We start from the raw sequence: 25,953 nt of genomic DNA, 5'->3' as shown, positions 1-25,953 counted from the left end.
AGTGACCGACAGGGAACCCCCGCGCCGACGGGTGCCCGGACCCGCGCGGCCCGCCAGGCCCTCGGGGCGCAGGCCCCAGAGCCCCGGCGCACGGCCCCCCCGGCCCGTCCGCCGCCCGGCGGCATCCCGGCCGGCCGGGCCACGGCCGCTGCGGCTCGGCAGCCCCCGCCCCCGGCTGCGCATGATCGGTCTCGCCCTGACCCTGGTGACGGTCGCCTTCGTCGTACGGCTGCTCCAGGTGCAGGCCGTCGACGCGAGCACCTACGCGGCGAAGGCGGAGGAGAACCGCTACGTCGGCCAGGTGCTGGCCGCCGAGCGCGGGGAGATCACCGACCGCGGCGGGGTCGCCCTGGCCACCAGCGTGGACGCGTACGACATCACGGCCGACCCCACGCTGTTCAGCCGCGAGCAGCTCAAGATCGGCGACGGTCCCGAACAGGCGGCCGCGCTGCTCGCGCCGATCCTCGGCCAGGACCAGGCCGGCCTCGTGAAGCAGCTGCGGCCCGAGGACGACAAGCTCCGCTACGCCCTGCTCGCGCGCCGCCAGACCCCGCTGGTCTGGCAGCAGATCAAGGACCTGAAGTCGGCGCTGGCCAAGAAGGCGCAGACCGACCCGGGAACCGTCAACGTGCTGGCCGGCGTCCTCGCCGTCCCCAGCAGCAAGCGGGTGTACCCGAACGGGGACCTCGCCGCCGGGATACTGGGCTGGGTCAACGCCGAGGGCAAGGGCGGTGGCGGCATCGAGCAGCAGCTGGACGAACAGCTCGCCGGCAAGGACGGCAAGATCCGCTACGCCCAGTCCGGCGGCCGCCACGTGCCCACGGCCGGCTCCACCGAGACACCCGCCGTGCCCGGCTCAGACATCGAGCTGACCATCGACCGCGACATCCAGTGGGCCGCGCAGAACGCCATCTCCGAGCAGGTGCGCGAGTCCCGCGCCGACCGCGGCTACGTCATCGTCCAGGACACCCGCACCGGCGAGATCCTCGCGATGGCCAACTCGCCCGGCTTCGACCCCAACGACCTCACCAGGGCTAACCCGGCCGCCCTCGCCAACTCCGCCCTGCTGGACGCCTACGAGCCCGGCTCCACCGCCAAGGTCATCTCCATGGCCGCCGTACTGGAGGAGCAGGCCGCGACGCCCGAGACGCATGTCGTGGTGCCCAACCGGCTGCACCGGGGCGACCGCCTCTTCAAGGACGACATCGACCACAAGACCTGGTACCTCACGCTCAACGGCGTGCTCGCCAAGTCCAGCAACATCGGCACCATCCTCGCCACCGGCCAGCTGGGCAGGACCCAGCCCGAGGCGAACCGCGTCCTGTACTCCTACCTGCGCAAGTTCGGCCTCGGGAGTTACACCGGCCTCGGCTTCCCCGGCGAGACCAAGGGCATCCTCGCCCCGCCCGGCCAGTGGTCCACCTCGCAGCAGTACACGATTCCTTTCGGCCAGGGCGTCTCCGTCAACGCCCTCCAGGCAGCCTCCGTGTACTCGACCGTCGCCAACGGCGGCGTCCGCGTCGAGCCGACCCTCGTGCGCGGCACCAAGGGCCCCGACGGCCGCTTCACCCCGGCCCCGGAGCCCCGGAAACAAAGGGTGGTCAGCGAGAAGACGGCCAGAACGCTCGCCCGGATGCTGGAGTCGGTCGTGGACGACGAGGAGGGCACCGGCACCAAGGCGCGCATCCCCGGCTACCGCGTCGCGGGCAAGACCGGTACGGCCAACCGCGTGGATCCGGCCACCGGCATGTACCGCGGCTACACGTCCTCCTTCGCCGGTTTCGCCCCCGCCGACAAGCCCCGCGTCACCGTCTACTGCGCGATCCAGAACGCCACCAAGGGCGACTACTTCGGCGGCCAGATCTGCGGCCCGATCTACAAGAAGGTCATGGAGTTCGCCCTGAAGACCCTCCAGGTCCCGCCCACCGGGGCCGCCCCCGCCAACCTGCCCGTCAGCTACCGCCCCTGACCGAACCTGATCAGCGCACAACAGCGAGGAACCAGCCCGTGACCACGACCACCCCAGATCCCGGGAACCAGAGCACCCCCCACACCTCGCTTCGCCCCGCGGCGGGTGAGCCCGGTACGCTCACCGCCGTGCCACATGCTGATCAGTCCCGAACCACCCGGAAAGGCGCCCCCGTGACCCACCCGGGACCGCCCCGGCCGGCCCAGGTCGCCGCCACACCCCTCGCGGACCTGGCCGAACGGCTGGATGCCACCGCCCCCGAGGGCGCCGCCGCCGTCACGGGCATCACCCACGACTCGCGCGCCGTCCGGCCGGGCGACCTCTACGCCGCCCTGCCCGGGGCCCGCGTGCACGGCGCCGACTTCGTCGCGCAGGCGGCGGGGCTGGGCGCCGCGGCCGTGCTGACCGACCCGGCGGGCGCCGAGCGCGCCGCCGCCACCGGTCTGCCCGTGCTCGTCGTGGAGGACCCGCGCGCCCGGATGGGCGCCCTGGCCGCCGAGATCTACGGCCGCCCCGGCGAGGACCTCCTCCAGATCGGCATCACCGGCACCTCCGGCAAGACCACCACGGCCTATCTCGTCGAGGGCGGTCTGAAGACCTCCCGCGGCAGCGGGCTGATCGGCACGGTCGAGACGCGCATCGGCGACGAGCGCATCAAGTCCGAGCGCACCACGCCCGAGGCCACCGACCTCCAGGCCCTGTTCGCCGTCATGCGCGAGCGCGGTGTCGACGCGGTCGCCATGGAGGTCTCCAGCCACGCCCTGGTCCTCGGCCGGGTCGACGGCTGTGTCTTCGACGTGGCCGTGTTCACCAACCTCAGCCCGGAACACATGGAGTTCCACTCCGACATGGAGGACTACTTCCGGGCCAAGGCGCAGCTGTTCACGCCGAAACGGAGCAAACGCGGCGTCGTCAACCTCGACGACGAGTACGGCCGCAGGCTCGCGGCGGAGGCGACCGTCCCGGTCGTCACCTACTCCGCCGAGGGCCACCCCGACGCCGACTGGCGCGCCGACGGCGTCGAGATCGGCCCCATGGACTCCACGTTCACCGTGCACGGCCCGAACGGCGAGCAGCTCGCGGCCAGGTCGCCGCTGCCCGGCCCGTTCAACGTCGCCAACACCCTCGCCGCGATCGTCGCCCTGGCAACGGCCGGCCTCGACCCGCAGGAGGCCGCCGACGGCGTCGCCGCGGTGCCGGGCGTGCCGGGCCGGCTGGAGCGCGTCGACGCCGGACAGGCCTATCTGGCCGTCGTCGACTACGCCCACAAGACCGACGCCGTCGAGTCGGTGCTCAAGGCGCTGCGCAAGGTCACCAAGGGCCGGCTGCACATCGTCCTCGGCTGCGGCGGCGACCGCGACACCACCAAGCGGGGCCCGATGGGCGCCGCCGCGGCCCGGTTCGCCGACACGGCCGTGCTGACCTCCGACAACCCCCGGTCCGAGGACCCCCTCGCGATCCTCGCGACCATGCTCCAGGGCGCGGCCGCCGTGCCGGCGCACGAGCGCGGCGAGGTGCTCCTGTTCGAGGAGCGGGCCGCCGCCATCGCCGCGGCCGTGCAGCGCGCGCACCCCGGGGACACCGTGCTCGTCGCGGGCAAGGGCCATGAGCAGGGCCAGGACATCGCCGGCGTGATCCGTCCCTTCGACGACCGCCAGGTGCTTCGCGAAGCTATCCAGCAGACCCAGGGATGAACTTGTGATCGCCCTCTCCCTCGCCGAGATCGCAGCAGTCGTCGGCGGGCAGACGTACGACATACCGGATACGGCCGTGCAGGTCACCGGGCCCGTCGTCCGGGACTCCCGTGAGGTGGTGCCCGGCAGCCTGTTCGTCGCCTTCGTCGGCGAACGGGTCGACGGCCACGACTTCGCACCGGCCGTCGTCGAGGCGGGCGCGGCCGCCGTACTGGCCTCCCGGCCGGTCGGGGTGCCCGCGATCGTCGTCGACGACGTGCAGGCGGCGCTCGGCGCCCTCGCCCGGCACGTCGTGACCCGGCTCGGCGCCACCCTCGTCGCCCTCACCGGCTCGGCCGGCAAGACCAGCACCAAGGACCTGATCGCCCAGGTGCTCCAGCACAAGGCGCCCACCGTGTGGACGCCCGGCTCGCTGAACAACGAGATCGGCCTGCCGCTGACCGCGCTGAGCGCCACCGAGGAGACCCGGTTCCTCGTCCTGGAGATGGGCGCCCGCGGCATCGGCCACATCCGCTACCTCACCGGCCTGACGCCCCCGAGGATCGGCCTGGTGCTGAACGTGGGCACCGCCCACATCGGCGAGTTCGGCGGCCGCGAGCAGATCGCCGAGGCCAAGGGCGAACTCGTCGAGGCCCTCCCCCCGGCGGAGGAGGGCGGTACGGCCGTCCTCAACGCCGACGACCCCCTCGTGCGCGCCATGGCCTCCCGGACCAAGGCCCGGGTGGTCCTCTTCGGTGAGAGCGACGAAGCGGACGTACGCGCCGAGAACGTACGACTCACGGACAGCGGACAGCCCTCCTTCAGGCTTCACACACCCTCCGGTGCAAGCGATGTGACCATGCGCCTGTACGGTGAGCACCACGTGTCGAACGCGCTCGCCGCGGCCGCCGTCGCCCATGAGCTGGGCATGTCCGCGGAAGAGATCGCCACCGCGCTCTCCTCGGCGGGCACCCTCTCCCGGTGGCGCATGGAGGTCACCGAGCGCCCGGACGGCGTGACGATCGTCAACGACGCCTACAACGCGAACCCCGAGTCCATGCGAGCCGCGCTGCGCGCGCTCGCGGCGATGGGCAAGGGGCGGCGGACCTGGGCGGTGCTCGGCAAGATGGCCGAGCTCGGGGACGAGGCGCTCGCCGAGCACGACGCGGTCGGACGGCTCGCCGTCCGGCTCAACGTCAGCAAGCTCGTCGCGGTCGGGGGCAGGGAAGCCGCCTGGCTGCAACTGGGCGCATATAACGAGGGTTCGTGGGGTGAGGAGTCGGTGCACGTGTCCGACGCACAGGCGGCGGTCGACCTGTTGCGCAGCGAGCTGCGCCCGGGGGACGTCGTACTCGTGAAGGCGTCCCGTTCGGTCGGTCTGGAGAGCGTTGCCCAGGCGCTCGTCGAGACCGGTGCCGAGGGTGAGGTTTCCGCCCGATGATGAAGCAGATCCTGTTCGCGGGTGTCATTGGCCTGTTCCTCACCCTGATCGGCACCCCGCTGCTGATCAAGCTGCTGGCCAAGAAGGGCTACGGTCAGTACATCCGCGACGACGGCCCGCGCGAGCACGCCAGCAAGCGCGGTACGCCGACCATGGGCGGTATCGCCTTCATCCTGGCCACGGTCGCCGCGTACTTTCTGTCCAAGGTCATCACCGGCTACTCGGTGACCTTCTCCGGCCTGCTGGTGCTGGGCCTGATGGTCGGCATGGGCCTGGTCGGCTTCCTGGACGACTACATCAAGATCGTCAAGCGGCGTTCGCTCGGTCTGCGCGCCAAGGCCAAGATGGCCGGCCAGCTGATCGTCGGCATCGGCTTCGCCGTGCTCTCGCTCCAGTTCGCGGACAACCGCGGCAACACCCCGGCCTCCACCAAGCTGTCGTTCATCACCGACTTCGGCTGGACCATCGGCCCGGTGCTGTTCGTCCTCTGGGCGCTGTTCATGATCCTCGCGATGTCGAACGGCGTGAACCTCACCGACGGCCTCGACGGCCTGGCCACCGGCGCCTCGGTCCTCGTCTTCGGTGCCTACACCTTCATCGGCGTCTGGCAGTTCCAGGAGTCCTGCGCCAACGCCCAGACGCTCACCAACCCGGGCGCCTGCTACGAGGTGCGCGATCCGCTCGACCTCGCGGTGGTCGCCTCGGCGCTGATGGGCGCCTGCCTCGGCTTCCTGTGGTGGAACACCTCGCCGGCCAAGATCTTCATGGGCGACACCGGTTCGCTGGCGCTCGGCGGTGTGCTCGCCGGTCTCGCGATCTGCTCCCGCACCGAGCTGCTGATCGCCATCCTCGGCGGCCTGTTCGTCCTCATCACCATGTCGGTCGTCATCCAGGTCGGCTCCTTCCGGCTCACCGGGAAGCGTGTCTTCCGGATGGCGCCGCTCCAGCACCACTTCGAACTCAAGGGCTGGTCCGAAGTGCTCGTCGTGGTCCGTTTCTGGATCATCCAGGGCATCTGTGTGATCGTCGGACTGGGCCTCTTCTACGCGGGATGGGCAGCGGACAAGTGACCGACTGGCAGGGGAAGAACGTCACCGTCGCCGGGCTCGGCGTCTCCGGCGTCCCGGCGGCCAAGGTGCTGCACGGGCTCGGCGCGAGGGTCACCGTCGTCAACGACGGCGACGACGAGCGGGCCCGCGCCCAGGCCGCCGAACTCGAGGCGCTGGGCGTCACCGTGCGGCTCGGCGACGGGGCGACCCTGCCCGAAGGCACCGAGCTGATCGTCACCGCCCCCGGCTGGAAGCCGGACAAGCCGCTGTTCACCGCGGCCCACGAGGCCGGCGTCGAGATCTGGGGCGACGTCGAACTGGCCTGGCGGCTGCGGGGCCAGGACGGCAGGAAAGCAGCCCCCTGGCTCTGCGTCACCGGCACCAACGGCAAGACCACCACCACGCAGATGCTCGCCGCCATCCTCGAGGCGGCGGGCCTGCGCACGGCGGCCGTCGGCAACATCGGCGTCTCGCTGCTCGACGCGGTCCTCGGCGAGGAGGAGTACGACGTCCTCGCCGTGGAGCTCTCCAGCTACCAGCTGCACTGGGCGCCCTCGCTGCGCGCCCACTCCGCGGCGGTCCTCAACCTCGCCCCGGACCACCTCGACTGGCACGGCTCCATGGAGGCGTACGCCCGCGACAAGGGCCGGATCTACGAGGGCAACCGGGTCGCCTGTGTCTACAACGTCGCCGACAAGGCGACCGAGGACCTGGTGCGCGAGGCCGACGTCGAGGAGGGCTGCCGGGCGATCGGCTTCACCCTCGGCACCCCCGGCCCCTCCCAACTCGGCGTGGTGGACGGCATCCTGGTCGACCGCGCCTTCGTGGAGAACCGCCAGAAGAACGCCCAGGAGCTGGCCGAGGTCTCCGACGTGAACCCGCCGGCCCCGCACAACGTCGCCAACGCCCTTGCCGCGGCGGCCCTCGCGCGCGCCTTCGGGGTGCCCGCCAGGGCCGTGCGCGAGGGACTGCGCGCCTTCACCCCGGACGCCCACCGCATCGCGCACGTGGCCGATGTGGACGGCGTCGGCTACGTGGACGACTCCAAGGCCACCAACACGCACGCCGCCCAGGCCTCGTTGGCGGCCTTCGACTCCCTCGTGTGGATCGCCGGCGGACTCGCCAAGGGCGCCACCTTCGACGAACTCGTCGCGGCCTCGGCGAAGCGCCTGCGGGGCGTCGTCCTGATCGGTGCCGATCGGGCGCTGATCCGCGAGGCCCTCGCGCGACACGCCCCGGAAGTACCCGTGGTCGACCTCGACCGGACCGACACTGGGGCGATGCTCCAGGCCGTCCAGGAGGCCCAGCGGCTCGCACAGCCGGGCGACACCGTGCTGCTGGCCCCCGCCTGCGCCTCCATGGACATGTTCGCCAACTACAACAAGCGCGGTGACGCGTTCGCGGAGGCGGTTCGCGAACTCGGCGCCTGACCGACGTAGCGGAGGCGCTGATGCCCAGTAGCCGTACCGGCGGCAGGCCGCCCGTCCAGCGGCAGGCCGCCCGGCCCGCCGCCCCGCGCCCCCCGCGCGACAATCCGCTCCTGCGGTTCTACACGCGCGCCCACAGGGCCTGGGACCGGCCGCTGACCGCGTACTACCTGATCCTCGGCGGCAGCCTGCTGATCACCGTGCTCGGCCTGGTGATGGTCTACTCGGCCTCCCAGATCAAGGCGCTCCAGATGTCCCTCCCGGGCTCCTACTTCTTCCGCAAGCAGCTGCTCGCGGCGGTGCTCGGCGGCGCGCTGCTGCTGCTGGCCTCGCGGATGCCCGTCAAGCTGCACCGGGCGCTGGCCTACCCGATCCTCGCGGGCGCGGTCTTCCTGATGGCGCTGGTGCAGGTGCCGGGGATAGGGATGTCGGTCAACGGCAACCAGAACTGGATCTCCGTCGGCGGCCCCTTCCAGCTCCAGCCCAGCGAGTTCGGCAAGCTCGCCCTGGTGCTGTGGGGCGCCGACCTGCTGGCCCGCAAACAGGACAAGAAGCTGCTCACGCAGTGGAAGCACATGCTGGTGCCGCTCGTGCCCGTGGCCTTCCTGGTGCTCGGGCTGATCATGCTCGGCGGCGACATGGGCACGGCGATCATCCTGACCGCCATCCTGTTCGGCCTGCTCTGGCTGGCCGGGGCGCCCACCCGGCTGTTCGTCGGCGTGCTGGCGGTCGCGGCCGTGATCGGCGTGGTCCTCATCCGGTCCAGCGCCAACCGCATGGCCCGGCTGGCCTGCCTCGGGGCCACCGAGCCGCAGTCCGGTCCGGTCGACTGCTGGCAGGCCGTGCACGGCATCTACGCCCTGGCCTCCGGCGGGATCTTCGGATCCGGACTGGGCGCGAGTGTGGAGAAATGGGGCCAACTCCCCGAAGCCCACACCGACTTCATCTTCGCCGTCACCGGTGAGGAACTGGGGCTGGCGGGGACGCTGTCGGTGCTCGCCCTGTTCGCCGCTCTAGGCTATGCGGGTATCCGCGTGGCCGGACGTACGGAGGACCCCTTCGTCAGGTATGCCGCGGGAGGTGTGACCACCTGGATCACGGCCCAGGCCGTGGTCAACATGGGTGCGGTGCTCGGCCTGCTGCCGATCGCCGGTGTCCCCCTCCCGCTGTTCTCCTACGGAGGATCCGCCCTGCTGCCGACCATGTTCGCCATCGGGTTGCTGATCGCCTTCGCACGCGACGACCCCGCTGCGCGGGCGGCGCTTGCGATGCGGCAACCTCGCTTTGGTAGAAAGCGGGGGGTGGGGGTCTCCGGGTCCGTCAGGAGTCCCCGGAGGTGGAACACGATGCGACGGCGCGTATCCACGCGTTCGTCCGGAGAGCGGTGAATTTCGGTGCATGTCGTACTCGCCGGTGGGGGGACCGCCGGCCACATCGAGCCAGCGCTCGCCCTCGCGGACGCCCTGCGCAGGCAGGACCCGGCCGTGGGGATCACGGCCCTCGGCACGGAGCGGGGTCTGGAGACCCGGCTGGTGCCCGAGCGCGGCTACGAGCTCGCGCTGATCCCGGCCGTGCCGCTGCCCCGCAAGCCCACGCCCGAGCTGATCACCGTCCCCGGACGGCTGCGCGGCACGATCAAGGCCGCCGAGCAGATCCTGGAGCGCACCAGGGCGGACGCCGTCGTCGGCTTCGGCGGCTATGTGGCGCTGCCCGGCTATCTGGCCGCCAAGCGCCTCGGTGTGCCCATCGTGATCCACGAGGCGAACGCCCGGCCGGGCCTGGCCAACAAGATCGGCTCGCGGTACGCGGCCCGGGTCGCCGTCTCCACCCCGGACAGCAAGCTGCGCGACGCCCGCTACATCGGCATCCCGCTGCGCCGCGCCATCGCCACGCTGGACCGTGCCGCGATGCGCCCGGAGGCCCGCGCCGCCTTCGGGCTGGACCCGAACCTGCCGACGCTGCTGGTCTCCGGCGGCTCGCAGGGCGCGCGCCGGCTGAACGAGGTCGTCCAGCAGGTCGCCCCGTGGCTCCAGCAGGCGGGCATCCAGGTCCTGCACGCGGTCGGCCCGAAGAACGAACTGCCGCAGGTGCACCAGATGCCGGGAATGCCCCCCTATATCCCGGTAAGTTACCTGGACCGGATGGATCTCGCGTACGCCGCGGCCGACATGATGCTCTGCCGCGCGGGCGCGATGACCGTCGCCGAGCTCTCCGCCGTCGGACTCCCGGCCGCCTACGTCCCGCTGCCCATCGGCAACGGTGAGCAGCGGCTGAACGCCCAGCCGGTGGTCAAGGCCGGCGGCGGTCTGCTGGTCGACGACGCGGAGCTGACCCCCGAGTGGGTGCAGCGCAACGTTCTGCCCGTGCTCGGTGACCCGCACCGGCTGTACGAGATGTCCCGCGCCGCCGGGGAGTTCGGCCGGCGCGACGCCGACGAACTGCTCGTCGGCATGGTGTACGAGGCGATCGCCGCCCGTCGTGCACACCACTAGGCGCAGATGACGGAAGGCAGGGAGTGTGGCCGGATCGACCACCGCCGAGCGCGGTGACCGCCAGCAGGAGTCGTCCGGCCCGCCCCCCGTGCGGCGTCTCGCGCGCCGCAGGCTCCGGCCGGCGCTCGCCGGGGCCGCCCTCGTCGTCCTGCTCTCGGCGGGCTCCGTCTGGCTGCTGTACGGCTCGCAGTGGCTGCGTGTCGAGCGGGTCACCGTCTCCGGCACCCAGGTCCTCACGCCGCGGCAGGTGACCGGGGCCGCCGAGGTGCCGGTCGGGGATCCGCTCGTCTCGGTCGACACCGACGCCGTCGAGGCCCGGCTGCGGCGGGAATTGCCCCGGATCGACACGGTCGACGTGGTTCGTTCCTGGCCGCACGGAATCAGTCTGAAAGTGGTTGAGCGCACTCCGGTTCTGCTGGTGGAAAATGGCGGAAAGTTCATCGAAGTGGACGATGAAGGCGTCCGATTCGCCACGGTTTCCGACGCCCCAAAAGGGGTTCCCGTCCTGGAATTGACCGTTTCCCGGTCGAGTTCGGCGGCCGCCAGTCTGCGCCGTTTCGACGAGGGCCGGCTGACCCGTGAGGCGGTACGGGTGGCCCGTGCCCTGCCGCGCGCGGTCGCCCGCGACACCCGGGTCGTGGAAGTGCGCTCCTTCGACGCCGTCTCACTGGAGTTGAGCGGCGGGCGGACGGTCGCCTGGGGGAGCTCCGAGAAGGGGCATGCTAAGGCCCGTACGCTCTCCGCGTTGATGAAAGCGGACCCCGGCGCGCGGCACTTCGACGTCAGCGTCCCCACGGCCCCCGCGTCATCAGGAAGTTGACGCACATCAGCGCAGGCCAGCACCCTGGTTGGGCATCGCTACGGCTGATCACATAGGGTGAAAAGAAAAACGGGAGGTTCGGCGTGTTCGTTGAACGCGCGCCACTTGTCGACTTAGTGTCTCGTTCAGAAGACTCCAAGGAACAGACACACTGGTAACCCTAAACTTCAGGTTTAGGGTTCGGGTCGGCGTTACGGACCGTCCCATTCGGCATCTGTCGTCCCGGTACGGGCCACCGTACGGCGGCGACGACGTAATTCGAGGCGAGAGGCCTTCGACGTGGCAGCACCGCAGAACTACCTCGCAGTCATCAAGGTCATCGGTGTCGGCGGCGGTGGTGTCAATGCCATCAACCGGATGATCGAGGTCGGTCTCAAGGGCGTCGAGTTCATCGCCATCAACACCGACGCGCAAGCTCTGTTGATGAGCGACGCCGACGTCAAGCTGGACGTCGGCCGTGAACTCACCCGCGGACTCGGCGCCGGAGCCAACCCGGCCGTCGGCCGCAAGGCCGCCGAGGACCACCGCGAGGAGATCGAGGAGGTCCTCAAGGGGGCCGACATGGTCTTCGTGACGGCTGGCGAGGGCGGCGGTACCGGCACCGGCGGCGCGCCCGTCGTGGCCAACATCGCGCGCTCGCTCGGCGCGCTCACCATCGGCGTGGTCACGCGCCCGTTCACCTTCGAGGGACGGCGCCGCGCGAACCAGGCCGAGGACGGCATCGCCGAGCTCCGCGAGGAGGTCGACACCCTCATCGTCATCCCGAACGACCGGCTGCTGTCCATCTCGGACCGCCAGGTCTCCGTCCTCGACGCCTTCAAGTCGGCGGACCAGGTCCTGCTCTCCGGTGTCCAGGGCATCACCGACCTCATCACGACGCCCGGTCTGATCAACCTCGACTTCGCCGACGTGAAGTCGGTCATGTCCGAGGCCGGCTCGGCCCTCATGGGCATCGGCTCGGCCCGCGGCGACGACCGCGCGGTGGCCGCGGCCGAGATGGCGATCTCCTCGCCGCTGCTGGAGGCCTCGATCGACGGCGCCCGCGGCGTGCTGCTGTCCATCTCCGGCGGCTCCGACCTCGGTCTGTTCGAGATCAACGAGGCCGCCCAGCTGGTCAGTGAGGCCGCCCACCCCGAGGCCAACATCATCTTCGGCGCGGTCATCGACGACGCCCTCGGCGACGAGGTGCGCGTCACGGTCATCGCGGCCGGCTTCGACGGGGGCCAGCCCCCGGCCCGCCGGGACAACGTGCTCGGCTCGTCCTCGGCCAAGCGCGAGGAGCCGGTGCCGGCCCGGCAGCCCGAGACCCGCCCGTCCTTCGGCTCGCTCGGCAGCGTCAAGCCGAAGGAGGAGCCGGAGCCCGCGCCCGAGCCGGTGGCCGACCTCCCGGTCGCCCCGCCGGTCCCGCCGTCGCGGAGCTACTCCGACAGCGCCGCCGAGGAGCTGGACGTGCCGGACTTCCTCAAGTGATAGGACAGCGCGAGAGCGTGAGCGGCGCGCACTTCGCCTTCACCGACAGGTGGGGCGGGGTGAGCGCCGTTCCGTATGAGGAGCTCAATCTGGGCGGCGCCGTCGGCGACGACCCGGAGGCGGTGCGCACCAACCGGGACCTGGCCGCCAAGTCGCTGGGCGTCGAGCCCGCGCGGGTGGTCTGGATGCGGCAGGTGCACGGCGCGGAGGTGGCCGTCGTCGACGGACCCTGGCCGGCCGGCGCCGAGATCCCCGAGGTGGACGCGCTGGTCACGAACCGGCGCGGACTCGCCCTCGCGGTCCTGACCGCGGACTGTGTGCCGGTCCTGCTGGCCGACCCGGTCGCGGGTGTGGTCGCCGCGGCCCACGCGGGCCGGCCCGGCATGATCGCCGGGGTGGTCCCGGCCGCCGTCCGCGCGATGACCGGGCTCGGCGCCGACCCCGCGCGGATCGTCGCCCGCACCGGACCCTCGGTGTGCGGCCGGTGCTACGAGGTGCCCGAGGCGATGCGCGCCGAGGTGGCCGCGGTGGAACCGGCGGCGCACGCCGGGACCAGCTGGGGCACACCCGCGGTGGACGTGGCCGCCGGAGTGCACGCCCAGCTCGACCGGCTCGGGGTGTGCGACCGGGCGCAGTCCCCTGTGTGCACGCTGGAGTCGGGGGACCACTTCTCGTACCGCCGCGACCGCTCCACGGGGCGACTCGCGGGATATGTCTGGCTGGACTGATGGGCATGACGGACCGCAAGGACGAACTCGCCGCGAATCTGGCGAAAGTGGAGAAGCGGATCGCGGCGGCCTGTGCGGCCGCAGGGCGCGGACGCGACGAGGTGACTCTGATCGTCGTCACCAAGACCTACCCGGCGAGCGATGTGCGGATCCTGTCGGAACTCGGTGTGCGGCACGTCGCCGAGAACCGTGACCAGGACGCCGCCCCGAAGGCCGCCGAATGTTCGGATCTGCCCCTTACCTGGCATTTCGTGGGCCAGTTGCAGACCAACAAGGTGCGCTCCGTGGCCGGTTACGCGGACGTCGTGCAGTCCGTCGACCGGGGCCGGCTGGTGACCGGGCTCTCCAGGGAGGCCGTGCGGGCGGAGCGCGAACTCGGCTGTCTGATCCAGGTCGCGCTCGACGCGGGGGAGAGCGGCCGGGGGGAGCGGGGCGGTGTCGCCCCCGGCGGAATCGAGGAGTTGGCCGGCCTCGTCGCCGGCTCACCCGGACTGCGGCTCGGCGGACTGATGACCGTCGCCCCGCTGACCGGGGAGTACGCGGGTCGTCAACGTGCGGCGTTCGAGCGGTTGATGGATTTGTCGACTGTCCTGCGCCGAGCTCATCCGGCTGCGAACATGGTCTCGGCAGGAATGAGTGCGGACCTCGAGGAGGCCGTGGCGGCCGGAGCGACACATGTACGCGTCGGCACTGCGGTACTCGGAGTCCGCGCCGGGCTCGGGTAACGTCGCCAGGAAGTCGGACCACAGCAGAAAATATGGTCATTTCCGCCGAAAGGCGGCATAACGACCTCGTGGATCGCGACCACTTGGCGGTCGCCAGCAGATCCACCACAGAGCGGAGGACTCAGAGCATGGCCGGCGCGATGCGCAAGATGGCGGTCTACCTCGGCCTCGTGGAGGACGACGGGTACGACGGCCGGGGTTTCGACCCCGATGACGACTTCGAGCCCGAGCTCGACCCGGAGCCCGAGCGAGACCACAGGCGGCATGAGCCGTCACATCAGGCACATGTGGCACATCAGTCCCAAAGGGACGAAGAGGTGCGTATCGTGCAGCCGCCCGCGCCGCGCGAACCGATGGCCCGGTCGGCTTCGCTTCCCGCGGAATCCGGCCGCCCGGCGCGCATCGCGCCCGTGGCGTCCATCACACAAGAACGTCAGAGCCTGGAGAAGAACGCACCGGTGATCATGCCCAAGGTCGTGTCGGAACGAGAGCCTTACCGGATCACCACGCTTCACCCGCGGACCTACAACGAGGCCCGTACCATCGGGGAACACTTCCGTGAGGGCACCCCGGTGATCATGAATCTGACTGAGATGGACGACACAGACGCGAAGCGACTTGTCGACTTTGCTGCCGGTTTGGTGTTTGGTCTTCACGGCAGCATCGAGCGGGTGACGCAGAAGGTGTTTCTGTTGTCGCCTGCTAACGTCGATGTCACGGCTGAGGACAAGGCCCGTATCGCAGAGGGCGGGTTCTTCAACCAGAGCTGAGACGCACCACCGGAACGAAACGCACGGAAACAGGGGAGAGGGAAGCACCAGACATGAGCGTGGCCTTGCAGGTTCTTTACATCGCGCTGATGGTGTTCCTCATCGTGCTGATCTTCCGACTGGTCATGGACTACGTCTTCCAGTTCGCCCGCTCGTGGCAACCAGGCAAGGCGATGGTGGTCGTTCTGGAGGCCACCTACACTGTCACCGATCCACCGCTCAAGCTTCTGCGGCGGGTCATCCCGCCGTTGCGTCTCGGGGGCGTGGCGCTCGACCTGTCCTTCTTCGTACTGATGATCATCGTCTATATCCTGATCACGCTCGTACGGAGCGCGATGTGACCGATGTGACAGATACGGTCCTGCCGACTGCCGACGACTACGTTGAGGTGAAGAGATGCCGTTGACCCCCGAGGACGTGCGGAACAAGCAGTTCACGACCGTCCGCCTCCGAGAAGGCTATGACGAGGACGAGGTCGATGCCTTCCTCGACGAGGTCGAAGCCGAACTGACCCGCCTGCTCCGCGAGAACGAGGACCTGCGCGCCAAGCTGGCCGCTGCCACGCGTGCTGCTGCCCAGAACCAGCAGAACATGCGCAAGCCTCCGGAGCAGGACGGGCCGCCGCAGGGCATGCGAGGCCCCGGCGCCCCGGTGCCCGCCGGCATATCGGGCCCGCCGCAGCAGCAGATGGGTGGCCCCATGGGTGGCCCGCCCCAGCTGCCGAGCGGTGCCCCGCAGCTGCCCCCCGGCCCCGGTGGGCAGGGCCCGCAGGGTCCCGGCCCCATGGGCCAGGGTCCCGGCCCCATGGGTCAGGGTCACGGTCCGATGGGTCAGGGTCCCGGTCCGATGGGCCAGCCCCCCATGCCGCAGCAGATGGGCGGTCCGATGGGTGGCCCCATGGGCGGTCCGATGGGCGGCCCCATGGGTCAGGGTCCCGGTCCGATGGGCGGTGGCCCCATGGGCGGTGCGCCCGGTGGCGACAGCGCCGCGCGTGTTCTCTCGCTGGCCCAGCAGACCGCCGACCAGGCGATCGCCGAGGCCCGCTCCGAGGCGAACAAGATCGTCGGCGAGGCCCGCAGCCGCGCCGAGGGTCTGGAGCGTGACGCCCGTGCCAAGGCCGACGCCCTGGAGCGGGACGCGCAGGAGAAGCACCGCGTCGCGATGGGCTCCCTGGAGTCCGCCCGCGCCACGCTGGAGCGCAAGGTCGAGGACCTGCGCGGCTTCGAGCGCGAGTACCGCACGCGCCTGAAGTCGTACCTGGAGTCGCAGCTGCGCCAGCTGGAGACCCAGGCCGACGACTCCCTCGCCCCGCCGCGCACCCCGGCGGCCGCGTCCCTCCCGCCGTCCCCGGCGCCTTCCATGGCACCGGCCGGCGCGGGCGCCCCGTCCTACGGTGGCAACGGTCCGATGGGCGGCCCTCCGGTCCCGCCGGCGCCGTCCTACGGCGGTCAGCAGCAGATGTCCCCCGCGATGACCCAGCCCATGGCTCCGGTCCGCCCGCAGGGTCCGTCCCCGATGGGTCAGGCGCCGTCGCCGATGCGTGGCTTCCTGATCGACGAGGACGACAACTGACAGTCCTGAGTACGCCGTAGGCGTCGGCAGCGTTCAAAAAGGGGCGGGCCCCGGATGATTCCGGGGCCCGCCCCTTTTATGCGCGTTGACAGTTCCCGGCGAGGCGCAGCAGCCCAACTGCCCCGCTGTCAGGGGCGCGGGGAACTGCGCGACCAGCGACGAGCGACAGTCCCCGGAGAGGCGCAGCGGCTCAAGTGCCCTGCTTTCAAGGGGCGCGGGGAACTGCGCGACAAGCCGCAACGTGCCCCGCGGACGGCCGCGGCGGGCAAGCAGAACGGCGGCTGCCCGAAGAACAGCCGCCGTTCACCTGTGAGTTACGCCTCACGCAAGCGGAAAACCAGGCAACGCCCGCGCGAGCGAACCGTCACGCCTTGCGCAGCCGGAACGTGAGCGCCAACCCCTCGTCGCCGAAAGGCGATCCGAAGCTGTCGTCCGCCTCCCCCTGCGCGAAGTCCGTCGCGAGAACCTCGTCCGCGATGAGCCCCGCGTGCTCCGAGAGCGCCACCGTGGTCGCCGGGTCCGTCGAGGCCCAGCGCAGGGCGATCCGGTCGGCCACGTCGAGACCGCTGTTCTTGCGGGCCTCCTGGATCAGCCGGATCGCGTCACGGGCCAGACCGGCCCGCCGCAGCTCCTCCGTGATCTCCAGGTCGAGCGCGACGGTCGCGCCGGAGTCGGAGGCGACCGACCAGCCCTCGCGCGGCGTCTCGGTGATGATCACCTCGTCCGGAGCCAGGGACACCGTCTCGCCGTCGACCTCCACCGACGCCGTGCCCTCGCGCAGCGCGAGCGACAGCGCGGCCGCGTCGGCGTTCGCCACGGCCTTGGCCACGTCCTGCACCCGCTTGCCGAACCGCTTGCCCAGGGCGCGGAAGTTGGCCTTGGCGGTGGTGTCCACCAGGGAGCCGCCCACCTCGCTCAGCGAGGCCAGCCCCTCGACGTTCAGCTCCTCCGTGATCTGCGTGTGCAGTTCGGCGTCGAGCGCCTCGAAGCCCGAAGCGGCGATGAGCGCGCGACGCAGCGGCTGACGCGTCTTGACGCCCGACTCCGCGCGCGTGGCCCGGCCCAGCTCCACGAGCCGTCGCACCAGCACCATCTGCTTCGACAGCTCCGGGTCGATCGCGGACAGGTCCGCCTCCGGCCAGGACGACAGGTGCACCGACTCCGGCGCGCCCGGCGTCACCGGCACGACCAGGTCCTGCCACACCCGCTCGGTGATGAACGGGGTCAGCGGGGCCATCAGCTTGGTGACGGTCTCCACGACCTCGTGCAGGGTGCGCAGCGCCGCCTTGTCGCCCTGCCAGAAGCGGCGACGGGAGCGGCGGACGTACCAGTTGGAGAGGTCGTCGACGAACGCGGACAGCAGCTTGCCGGCGCGCTGGGTGTCGTACGCCTCCAGAGACCGCGTCACCTGGTCGGTGAGCGCGTGGAGTTCGGACAGCAGCCAGCGGTCGATCAGCGGGCGCTCGGCCGGGGCCGGGTCGGCCGCGGAGGGCGCCCAGCCGGACGTACGGGCGTACAGGGCCTGGAAGGCGACCGTGTTCCAGTACGTCAGCAGGGTCTTGCGGACGACCTCCTGGATCGTGCCGTGGCCCACGCGGCGGGCCGCCCAGGGCGAACCACCGGCCGCCATGAACCACCGCACCGCGTCCGCGCCGTGCTGGTCCATCAGCGGGATCGGCTGGAGGATGTTGCCCAGGTGCTTGGACATCTTGCGGCCGTCCTCGGCGAGGATGTGGCCGAGGCAGACCACGTTCTCGTACGAGGACTTGTCGAACACCAGGGTGCCGACCGCCATCAGCGTGTAGAACCAGCCACGGGTCTGGTCGATGGCCTCGGAGATGAACTGCGCCGGGTACCGGCTCTCGAACAGCTCCTTGTTCTTGTACGGGTAGCCCCACTGCGCGAACGGCATCGAACCCGAGTCGTACCAGGCGTCGATGACCTCGGGCACGCGCGTGGCCGTGCTGCCGCAGCCCTCGTGCGGGCAGGCGAAGGTGACGTCGTCGATGAACGGGCGATGCGGGTCGAGGTTCGACTGGTCGGTGCCGGTCAGCCCGGTGAGTTCGGCGCGGGAGCCGACGACCGTGAGGTGGTCGTTCTCGCAGCGCCAGACGGGCAGCGGGGTGCCCCAGTAGCGGTTGCGGGACAGCGCCCAGTCGATGTTGTTGTTCAGCCAGTCGCCGAAGCGGCCGTGCTTGACCGTCTCCGGGAACCAGTTGGTGTTCTCGTTCTCCTGGATCAGCCGGTCCTTGACGGCCGTCGTACGGATGTACCAGGACGGCTGCGCGTAGTAGAGCAGCGCGGTGTGGCAGCGCCAGCAGTGCGGGTAGCTGTGCTCGTAGGGCAGGTGCCGGAAGAGCAGGCCGCGCGCGCCGAGGTCCTCGGTGAGCTTCTCGTCGGCCTTCTTGAAGAAGACGCCGCCGACCAGGGGGACGTCCTCCTCGAAGGTGCCGTCCGGGCGGACCGGGTTGACCACGGGCAGCCCGTAGGAGCGGCAGACCTTGAGGTCGTCCTCGCCGAAGGCGGGGGACTGGTGGACCAGACCCGTGCCGTCCTCGGTCGTCACGTACTCGGCGTTCACCACGTAGTGCGCGGGCTCCGGGAACTCCACGAGCTCGAACGGGCGCTGGTAGGTCCAGCGCTCCATCTCGGCGCCGGTGAAGGACTCGCCGGTGGTCTCCCAGCCCTCGCCGAGGGCCTTGCCGACGAGCGGCTCGGCGACGACGAGCTTCTCCTCGCCGTTCGTGGCGACCACGTAGGTGACCTCGGGGTGCGCGGCGACGGCCGTGTTGGAGACGAGGGTCCACGGGGTCGTCGTCCAGACCAGGAGCGAGGCCTGGCCGGCGAGCGGGCCGGAGGTCAGCGGGAAGCGGACGTAGACCGAGGGGTCGACGACCGTCTCGTAGCCCTGCGCCAGCTCGTGGTCGGACAGGCCCGTGCCGCAGCGCGGGCACCAGGGGGCGACGCGGTGGTCCTGGACGAGCAGGCCCTTGTCGAAGATCTGCTTGAGCGACCACCACACCGATTCGATGTACTCGGGGTCCATGGTGCGGTAGGCGTCGTCGAGGTCGACCCAGTACCCCATGCGGGTCGTCAGCTCGGCGAAGGCGTCGGTGTGCCGGGTCACCGACGAGCGGCACCTGGCGTTGAACTCGGCGATGCCGTACGCCTCGATGTCCTGCTTGCCGGAGAAGCCGAGCTCCTTCTCCACCGCCAGCTCCACCGGCAGGCCGTGGCAGTCCCAGCCTGCCTTGCGGGCCACGTGGTAGCCGCGCATGGTGCGGAAGCGGGGGAAGACGTCCTTGAAGACACGGGCCTCGATGTGGTGGGCGCCGGGCATGCCGTTGGCGGTGGGCGGGCCCTCGTAGAACACCCATTCGGGGCGGCCCTCGGACTGCTCCAGGCTCTTGGCGAAGATCTTCTGGTCGCGCCAGAAGTCGAGCACGGCGTGCTCGAGCGCGGGCAGGTCGACCTGGGCGGGCACCTGGCGGTACGTAGGCGATGTCATCAGCGAGCTTCCTCCGGCGGACTTGCTGCCTTCCGTCCGGAGGGACGAGAGCCTCCGCGCCGGTTTCGGCGCGCTCCCGCGGTACCACCCTCCTTGGCTCCCCGGTGCCTGGTGCGCTCCGGCGAGCCCCCTCATTGGGGTCGCGATGCCGGGTCTACTGGCCGTGGCGCTCCCACGGTGTTCTTCCGGCGGCTCCGGGGTGATCTTCACGGCGCGCTCGCCCCCGGGCTCCCACCGTCCCCGGGTCGCTCTGGGCTGCGTACGCCGCTACTCGTCCCCATCCACGCTTCTCGCTCCGCCCAGTGTACGGCGCCGCGCGGACAGTGGCCGCCCGGTTTTTCCGGCCCTGGCGGGCGGGGCCGGGACGCGTCCGGGATGACCCGAATGGCCAGGCGTGCCCGTCCCTGTTCCCGCGGGCCCGGCCCGACGGATTACCCGGCGGGGAGCTGGGCACAACCGATGCATGCCGGCCTCGCGGCACGCGCGGGGTGGGCGAATCGGGCGGCGTGCCCCGTTGCCGCGGGACTGGAGTCGATTTATCGTCCCAGCACGATTCGCGAGCAAGATCACAATATGTGAAGGGGCCGCGGCCATGGTGGCGAAGAAGACCGCCGCAGAGGAGTCGGCGTCCGGCGGGTCCACGGGCTCGGCGGCCAAGGACGCCGGGGGGAAGAAGCGCGCGCAGGGGGCCGACGGCAAGGCCGCCGACGGCAAGGCCGCCGTGAGGAAGCCAGTGGCGAGAAAGGCCGCCATCCGGAAGGCTCCGGCGGCGAAGCCGACTGCCGACGGGAAGGCTCCGGTGGCGAAGCCGACTGCCGACGGGAAGGCTCCGGTGGCGAAGGCGGCCGCCGACGGGAAGGCCGGGACCGGCGACGCCCCGGCCGCCAAGGCGCCGGCCAGGAAGACCGCGGCGAAGAAGGCCACGACGGACAGGGCCGCCGCCGCGAAGGGCGCCGGCGCGGGCAGGAAGAGCACGGCGAAGAAGGCGGACGCGGCACGGGCCGCGGAGCAGACGGGAGCCACCACGATGGGTGCGAAGAAGACTCCGGGCACGGCCACGGCCGCGCAGACGGCCGTTCCCAAGGCGCGCGGCGCGGCGACGGAGCCGGGCGGCCTCGCCGTACGCCCGGGGGAGGACCCCTGGACGGCCGAGGAGGTCGAGGAGGCCCGCACGGAGCTGACCGGCGACATGCAGCGCCTGAAGGCCGAGCTCGCCAGCTCCGAGGAGTCCCTGGTGGGCCTGATGCGGGACTCCGGCGACGGCGCGGGTGACGACGAGGCCGACACCGGCACGAAGAACATCACCCGCGAGCACGAGCTGGCGCTGGCCGCCAACGCGCGCGAGATGCTGATCCAGTCCGAGCGGGCCCTGGAGCGGCTGGACGCGGGCACCTACGGCCTGTGCGAGAACTGCGGCAGGCCCATCGGCAAGGCCCGGATGCAGGCCTTCCCGCGGGCCACGCTGTGCGTGGAGTGCAAGCAGAAGCAGGAACGCCGGTACTGATCGAGCGGGGAGGCGTGACGTACCCTCGTCCTCAGTCAGGCACCTAGGTTGAGGGACTCACGTGGCAGAGGCGGAGCGCATCATCGGTACGCCGGACATCCCCGAGGCGGCGCAGGCCGCGCAGGAGCGGGATGACGACGGCACGCGGGCGCGGTCGGACGCCTCCGCGGACACCGGCACGTCCGGCGGATCCCAGGCCCCCGACCAAGCCGACCGGGCCCCGGAGGAGGACGGCGGGCGGCCGAAGGGCCGGCGCAGGATCGCCGTCCTGTTCGCGGTCGCCGCGTTCGCCTACCTCGTCGACCTGGTCAGCAAGATGATCGTGGTGGCGAAGCTGGAGCACCACGACGCGATCGAGATCTTCGGTGAGTGGCTGAAGTTCGACGCCATCCGCAACCGCGGCGCGGCCTTCGGCTTCGGCCAGGCCTTCACGATCATCTTCACCCTGATCGCGGCGGCCGTGATCGTGGTGATCTTCCGGCTCGCCCGCAAGCTCTACAGCCTGCCCTGGGCGATCGCCCTCGGGCTGCTCCTCGGCGGCGCGCTCGGCAACCTCACCGACCGGATCTTCCGCGCGCCGGGCGTCCTCGAGGGCGCGGTCGTCGACTTCATCGCGCCCAAGCACTTCGCCGTGTTCAATCTCGCCGACTCGGCGATCGTGTGCGGCGGCATCCTGATCGTGCTGCTCTCGTTCCGCGGCCTGGACCCGGACGGGACCGTCCACAAGGACTGACCCCGCCCGCGGCGACAGGGCTGTCGGTGCCGTCCGGCATACTCGACGGGTGAGTACGATTCCCGAGATCCGCACCCTGCCCGTACCGGACGGCCTGGAGGGCGAGCGCGTCGACGCCGCCATCTCCCGCATGTTCGGCTTCTCCCGTACGAAGGCCGCGGAGCTGGCGGCGTCGGGCAAGGTGCTGGTCGACGGCACGGTGGTCGGCAAGTCCGAGCGCGTGCACGGCGGGGCCTGGCTCGAGGTCGAGATGCCGCGGGCGGCCGCGCCGGTGCAGGTGGTGGCCGAGCCGGTCGAGGGCATGGAGATCATCCATGACGACGACGACGTCGTGGTCATCGTCAAGCCCGTCGGTGTCGCCGCCCACCCCTCGCCCGGCTGGACCGGCCCGACCGTCATCGGCGGTCTCGCGGCGGCCGGCTACCGCATCTCCACCTCCGGCGCCGCCGAGCGCCAGGGCATCGTGCACCGCCTCGACGTGGGCACCTCCGGCCTGATGGTGGTCGCCAAGTCGGAGCGCGCGTACACCTCGCTCAAGCGCCAGTTCAAGGAGCGCACGGTCGACAAGCGGTACCACACGCTCGTCCAGGGCCACCCGGACCCGACCAGCGGCACCATCGACGCGCCCATCGGCCGCCACCCGAACCACGACTACAAGTGGGCGGTCACCGCGGAGGGCAAGCCCTCCGTCACGCACTACGACCTCATCGAGGCCTTCCGCGCCGCCTCCCTGCTCGACGTGAAGCTGGAGACCGGCCGCACCCACCAGATCCGCGTCCACATGTCCGCCCACCGCCACCCCTGCGTCGGCGACCTGACCTACGGCGCCGACCCCACGCTCGCCAAGCGGCTGCGCCTGACCCGCCAGTGGCTGCACGCGGTCCGGCTCGGCTTCGAGCACCCCGGGGACGGACAGTGGGCCGAGTTCGCCAGCGACTACCCCGCCGATCTGCAGAAGGCCCTCGAGCAGGTCCGCGAGGAGACCTACGGATGAGCGCGTACAGCGTCCGGGTCGCCGAGGACCCCGCCGACCGCGAGGCCTGCTTCGCCGTCCGCAAGGAGGTCTTCGTCGCCGAGCAGGGCGTCCCGCAGGAGATCGAGTACGACTCCTACGACCCCGGCGCGCTGCATGTGCTCGCCGTGCGCGAGGACGGCACCCCGCTCGGCACGGGGCGGCTGCTGTACGGCGAGGGCGCCGCGGAGAAGACCGGCGGCGACCTCACCCTGGGCTCGCTCGGCCGGCTCGCCGTGACCCGGGAGGCCCGCGGGCTCGGTGTCGGCGTCGCCCTGGTGCGCGCCATCGAGGACGCGGCACGCGCGCGTGGCCTCGCCGCCGTCGACCTGCACGCGCAGACCCACGCGCTCGGTTTCTACGAGCGCCTCGGCTACGAGCCGTACGGCCCGGAGTACCTGGAGGCCGGGATCGCGCACCGGGCGATGCGGCGCGCCCTGTAGCCACCTGCGGGAATCGGCTGACGGGACGGGTGCCGTGGCAGGCTTGAGCCCTGCCGTGTGATCGTCCGAGCTCCCGGAGCGCCGAGCGTGGAACAACTGGGCCTGGTCTTCCTGCTGCTGCTCGGAGCCGTGCTGAGCGTCCCGCTCGGGGACCGGCTGGGGCTGCCCGCCCCGGTGCTGATGACCCTGTTCGGCATCGCCCTGGCCCTGGCCGAGTTCGTGCCGAACGTCGACGTCCCGCCCGACCTCATCCTGCCCCTGCTGCTTCCGCCGCTGCTCTACGCCGCCGTACGGCGCACCTCGTGGCGGCAGTTCGCGGCGAACCGGCGGCCGATCTTCCTGTTGGCCGTCGCGCTGGTGTTCGTCACGACGTTCAGCGTGGCCGCCGTCGCCGACGCGGTCGTGCCGGGGCTGCCGCTGGCCGCCGCGTTCGCGCTCGGCGCGCTGGTGGCGCCGCCCGACCCGGTAGCCGCGACCGCCGTCGCGGGGCAGCTCGGGCTGCCGCGCCGGCTGGTGTCCATCCTGGAGGGCGAGGGCCTGTTCAACGACGTCACGGCGATCGTGCTCTACCACGTGGCGATCGCCGCCGCCGTCAGCGGCGAGTTCTCGCCGGGGCAGGCCGCCCTCGACTTCGTGCTGTCCGCCGTGGTGGCGCTCGCCGTCGGCGTCGCGCTCGGCTGGACCGCGAACCGGCTCCTCGACCTGCTGGGCGATCCGACCCTCCAGATCGGGCTGACGCTGCTGGTGCCGTACGCCTCCTACGTACTGGCCGAGGAGCTGCACGGCTCGGGGGTGCTGGCCGTGCTCACCACGGCGATGTTCCTCGCCGAGTACGCCTCCGACGCCGACGACGTGATGACCCGGCTCGCCGGGCACACCTTCTGGGACATCATCGACACCCTGGTCACCGGGGTCGCCTTCGGGCTGATCGGGCTCGAACTGCACATCGCCGTGCGGACCGCGTCCGGCCGCTGGGGCGAGATGCTCGGCTGGGCGGCCATGGTCGCGGCCGTGGTGATCCTCGTGCGGCTGGCCTGGCTGCTGCCGGCGACCTGGCTCACCAAACGGCTGCACGCCCGGCGGAACGACCCGGACGAGGACATCCCGGTGAGCTGGAGGGAGACCGTCGTCATGTGGTGGTCCGGGATGCGCGGGGTCGCCTCGGTGGCGCTGGCGCTGGCGATTCCGCTGAGGACGGACGACGGGGCGCCGTTCCCCGCCCGTTCCGAGATCATCTTCATCGCCTTCGGGGTGATCATGGCGACGCTGGTGCTCCAGGGGCTGACCCTGCCGTGGCTGGTGAAGCGGCTGGGGGTGCGGGCGGACACCGAGCGGGAGAAGGAGTTCGAGAAGCGGCTCGCGGTGCGGGCGGCGAAGGCGGCGAAGGCGCGGCTGCGGGAGATCGAGGAGGTGGAGGTGCTGCCGGAGGAGGTGTCCGAGCGGATGCTGCGGCGGGCCTTCGACATCGGGGTGCGGATCTCTCCCGAGATGGGGGAGGAGGAGCGGAGGGAGGCGCATGAGCAGCGGGTGCGGCGGGCGAAGCGGTTGCGGCGGATCGAGGGGGAGATGCTGAGCGCGGCTCGGCATGAGGTGCTGGCGGCGCGGAGTGAGCCGGGGGCGGATCCTGAGGTGGTCGACCGGGTGCTGCGGCAGCTGGATGTGCGTAGCTTGCGGTAGTTGTTCGGGTTTCTCTCCTTTGGGTACTTTCCTCGCCCGCGCGCCGCCCGTGACCGGCGGTCGGGACGCCCGGCTCTCCTTCCGGGGTTCCCGCCGTCGGCGGCTGCCGGGTCCGCGGCTTTCCTTCGCCCGGTGGGCGCTTGCCTCCGCCGCGGTGGTCCGAACCGTAGGGTGTGATCATGAGTCGGAACGTGGTGATCAGCGGTGGGGGAACGGGGATCGGGCTCGCCGCCGCGCGGGTGTTCGCTGCCGATGGGGACCGGGTGGTGCTGCTCGGGCGGCGCGCCGAGGTGCTGGAGAAGGCCGGGGTGCCGGGGGCGCTGCACTGCGCGGCCGATCTGGCCGAGCCCGGCGACGTGCGGCGGGTCGCGGAGTTCGTGCGGCAGGAGATCGGGACCGTCGACGTCCTCGTGCACAGCGCGGGCGGCAACGGCGGCCTGGAGCCCGGCCCGCCGGGCGGCGACCCGCTGGACGCCGTCCTGCACGACTGGACCGTGAACTTCCGGCTGAACGTCCTGACCGCCGTACTGCTCACCGAGGCGCTCAAGGAGCGGCTCGCCGAGCCCGGCGGGCGGGTGCTGTTCCTCAGCTCCATCGCCGCCTTCCGCGGCTCGGGGAGCGGGGCCTACGCCGCCTCCAAGGCCGCCCTGCATCCCTATCTGCACGACCTGGCCCGGCAGTTGGGCCCGCGCGGGATCACCGTGAACGCGGTCGCCCCCGGCTTCGTCGAGGACACCGGGTTCTTCGGCGGGCCCGTCGAGACGGCCCGCCGGGAGCGGCTGGTCGCGGAGACGGTCACCGGGCGGGCCGGGGAGCCCGGGGACGTCGCCGCGACCCTGCACTGGCTCGCGTCCCCGGGCGCCGGGCACATCACCTCCCAGATCGTGCAGGTCAACGGCGGCGCCGAACGCGGCCACTGACCGGACGCCAGCGGCGTCCG

General features: G+C 71.4%; 21 protein-coding genes. 20 read left to right on the top strand and 1 reads right to left on the bottom strand.

Features of this window, described 5'->3' with window-relative positions:
- The first annotated feature begins 1 nt into the window (after window position 1).
- The 14 genes from ACFYR0_RS20330 (at window position 2) to ACFYR0_RS20265 (ending at window position 16,136) form a co-directional block, all read left to right on the top strand.
- The gene (locus ACFYR0_RS20330) at window positions 2-1,969 is read left to right on the top strand and encodes a peptidoglycan D,D-transpeptidase FtsI family protein (protein ID WP_389329608.1); all 1,968 of its coding nucleotides are present in this window, start codon (window positions 2-4) and stop codon (window positions 1,967-1,969) included.
- Window positions 1,970-2,007: 38 nt separating this feature from the next.
- Window positions 2,008-3,663, top strand: coding sequence for a UDP-N-acetylmuramoyl-L-alanyl-D-glutamate--2,6-diaminopimelate ligase (locus tag ACFYR0_RS20325; RefSeq protein WP_389329605.1), 1,656 nt, complete (start codon window positions 2,008-2,010; stop codon window positions 3,661-3,663).
- Between the two features lie 4 nt (window positions 3,664-3,667).
- The gene (gene murF / locus ACFYR0_RS20320) at window positions 3,668-5,083 is read left to right on the top strand and encodes a UDP-N-acetylmuramoyl-tripeptide--D-alanyl-D-alanine ligase (RefSeq protein WP_386380373.1); all 1,416 of its coding nucleotides are present in this window, start codon (window positions 3,668-3,670) and stop codon (window positions 5,081-5,083) included.
- Complete coding sequence (gene mraY / locus ACFYR0_RS20315; protein ID WP_389329806.1) at window positions 5,083-6,153, top strand: phospho-N-acetylmuramoyl-pentapeptide-transferase; 1,071 nt, start codon at window positions 5,083-5,085, stop codon at window positions 6,151-6,153. The genes murF and mraY overlap by 1 nt, the downstream gene beginning before the upstream one ends.
- Complete coding sequence (murD, locus tag ACFYR0_RS20310) at window positions 6,135-7,562, top strand: UDP-N-acetylmuramoyl-L-alanine--D-glutamate ligase (RefSeq protein ID WP_389329602.1); 1,428 nt, start codon at window positions 6,135-6,137, stop codon at window positions 7,560-7,562. The genes mraY and murD overlap by 19 nt, the downstream gene beginning before the upstream one ends.
- A 20-nt stretch (window positions 7,563-7,582) precedes the next feature.
- Window positions 7,583-8,947, top strand: coding sequence for a putative lipid II flippase FtsW (gene ftsW / locus ACFYR0_RS20305; protein WP_389329599.1), 1,365 nt, complete (start codon window positions 7,583-7,585; stop codon window positions 8,945-8,947).
- A gap of 6 nt (window positions 8,948-8,953) precedes the next feature.
- The gene (gene murG / locus ACFYR0_RS20300; RefSeq protein ID WP_389329596.1) at window positions 8,954-10,051 is read left to right on the top strand and encodes an undecaprenyldiphospho-muramoylpentapeptide beta-N-acetylglucosaminyltransferase; all 1,098 of its coding nucleotides are present in this window, start codon (window positions 8,954-8,956) and stop codon (window positions 10,049-10,051) included.
- Between the two features lie 25 nt (window positions 10,052-10,076).
- Window positions 10,077-10,871 (top strand): cell division protein FtsQ/DivIB, encoded by a 795-nt coding sequence (locus ACFYR0_RS20295; RefSeq protein ID WP_389329593.1) that lies wholly within the window; start codon window positions 10,077-10,079, stop codon window positions 10,869-10,871.
- A gap of 279 nt (window positions 10,872-11,150) precedes the next feature.
- Entirely contained in the window at window positions 11,151-12,341 is a 1,191-nt protein-coding gene (gene ftsZ, locus ACFYR0_RS20290) for a cell division protein FtsZ (RefSeq protein WP_386380368.1), read from the top strand.
- Complete coding sequence (gene pgeF, locus ACFYR0_RS20285; RefSeq protein WP_389329589.1) at window positions 12,338-13,069, top strand: peptidoglycan editing factor PgeF; 732 nt, start codon at window positions 12,338-12,340, stop codon at window positions 13,067-13,069. Before ftsZ ends, pgeF begins: the two co-directional genes overlap by 4 nt.
- A gap of 5 nt (window positions 13,070-13,074) precedes the next feature.
- Window positions 13,075-13,794 carry a YggS family pyridoxal phosphate-dependent enzyme gene (locus ACFYR0_RS20280; RefSeq protein WP_389329586.1) on the top strand — a complete coding sequence of 240 codons (720 nt, stop codon included), beginning with the start codon at window positions 13,075-13,077 and terminating at the stop codon, window positions 13,792-13,794.
- A 128-nt stretch (window positions 13,795-13,922) separates the two neighbouring features.
- Complete coding sequence (locus ACFYR0_RS20275) at window positions 13,923-14,564, top strand: cell division protein SepF (protein ID WP_386380365.1); 642 nt, start codon at window positions 13,923-13,925, stop codon at window positions 14,562-14,564.
- 53 nt (window positions 14,565-14,617) lie between these two features.
- Complete coding sequence (locus tag ACFYR0_RS20270; RefSeq protein ID WP_386380364.1) at window positions 14,618-14,905, top strand: YggT family protein; 288 nt, start codon at window positions 14,618-14,620, stop codon at window positions 14,903-14,905.
- A 55-nt stretch (window positions 14,906-14,960) separates the two neighbouring features.
- Entirely contained in the window at window positions 14,961-16,136 is a 1,176-nt protein-coding gene (locus ACFYR0_RS20265) for a DivIVA domain-containing protein (RefSeq protein ID WP_389329581.1), read from the top strand.
- A 364-nt stretch (window positions 16,137-16,500) separates the two neighbouring features.
- On the opposite strand, the gene ileS is transcribed toward ACFYR0_RS20265, so the two are convergent.
- Window positions 16,501-19,644, bottom strand: coding sequence for an isoleucine--tRNA ligase (ileS, locus tag ACFYR0_RS20260; RefSeq protein ID WP_389329578.1), 3,144 nt, complete (start codon window positions 19,642-19,644; stop codon window positions 16,501-16,503).
- Between the two features lie 592 nt (window positions 19,645-20,236).
- Between ileS and ACFYR0_RS20255 the strand changes: the two genes are divergently transcribed.
- From ACFYR0_RS20255 to ACFYR0_RS20230, 6 genes are all read left to right on the top strand, one after another.
- On the top strand, window positions 20,237-21,148 hold the full coding sequence (locus ACFYR0_RS20255) for a TraR/DksA C4-type zinc finger protein (RefSeq protein ID WP_389329575.1): 912 nt from the start codon (window positions 20,237-20,239) through the stop codon (window positions 21,146-21,148).
- Window positions 21,149-21,209: 61 nt separating this feature from the next.
- Window positions 21,210-21,881 carry a signal peptidase II gene (gene lspA, locus ACFYR0_RS20250; protein WP_389329572.1) on the top strand — a complete coding sequence of 224 codons (672 nt, stop codon included), beginning with the start codon at window positions 21,210-21,212 and terminating at the stop codon, window positions 21,879-21,881.
- A gap of 49 nt (window positions 21,882-21,930) precedes the next feature.
- Window positions 21,931-22,875 (top strand): RluA family pseudouridine synthase, encoded by a 945-nt coding sequence (locus ACFYR0_RS20245; RefSeq protein ID WP_389329569.1) that lies wholly within the window; start codon window positions 21,931-21,933, stop codon window positions 22,873-22,875.
- Complete coding sequence (locus ACFYR0_RS20240) at window positions 22,872-23,336, top strand: GNAT family N-acetyltransferase (RefSeq protein ID WP_389329566.1); 465 nt, start codon at window positions 22,872-22,874, stop codon at window positions 23,334-23,336. The genes ACFYR0_RS20245 and ACFYR0_RS20240 overlap by 4 nt, the downstream gene beginning before the upstream one ends.
- An 87-nt stretch (window positions 23,337-23,423) precedes the next feature.
- Window positions 23,424-25,013: a Na+/H+ antiporter gene (locus tag ACFYR0_RS20235; protein WP_389329563.1), complete on the top strand. Its 1,590-nt coding sequence runs from the start codon at window positions 23,424-23,426 to the stop codon at window positions 25,011-25,013.
- Window positions 25,014-25,192: 179 nt separating this feature from the next.
- Window positions 25,193-25,933: an SDR family NAD(P)-dependent oxidoreductase gene (locus ACFYR0_RS20230; RefSeq protein WP_389329560.1), complete on the top strand. Its 741-nt coding sequence runs from the start codon at window positions 25,193-25,195 to the stop codon at window positions 25,931-25,933.
- Window positions 25,934-25,953 lie beyond the last annotated feature (20 nt).

The organism is Streptomyces sp. NPDC005017, from assembly GCF_042873115.1.
GTDB lineage: Bacteria > Actinomycetota > Actinomycetes > Streptomycetales > Streptomycetaceae > Streptomyces.
This window is presented reverse-complemented; position numbering and strand designations above follow the sequence as displayed.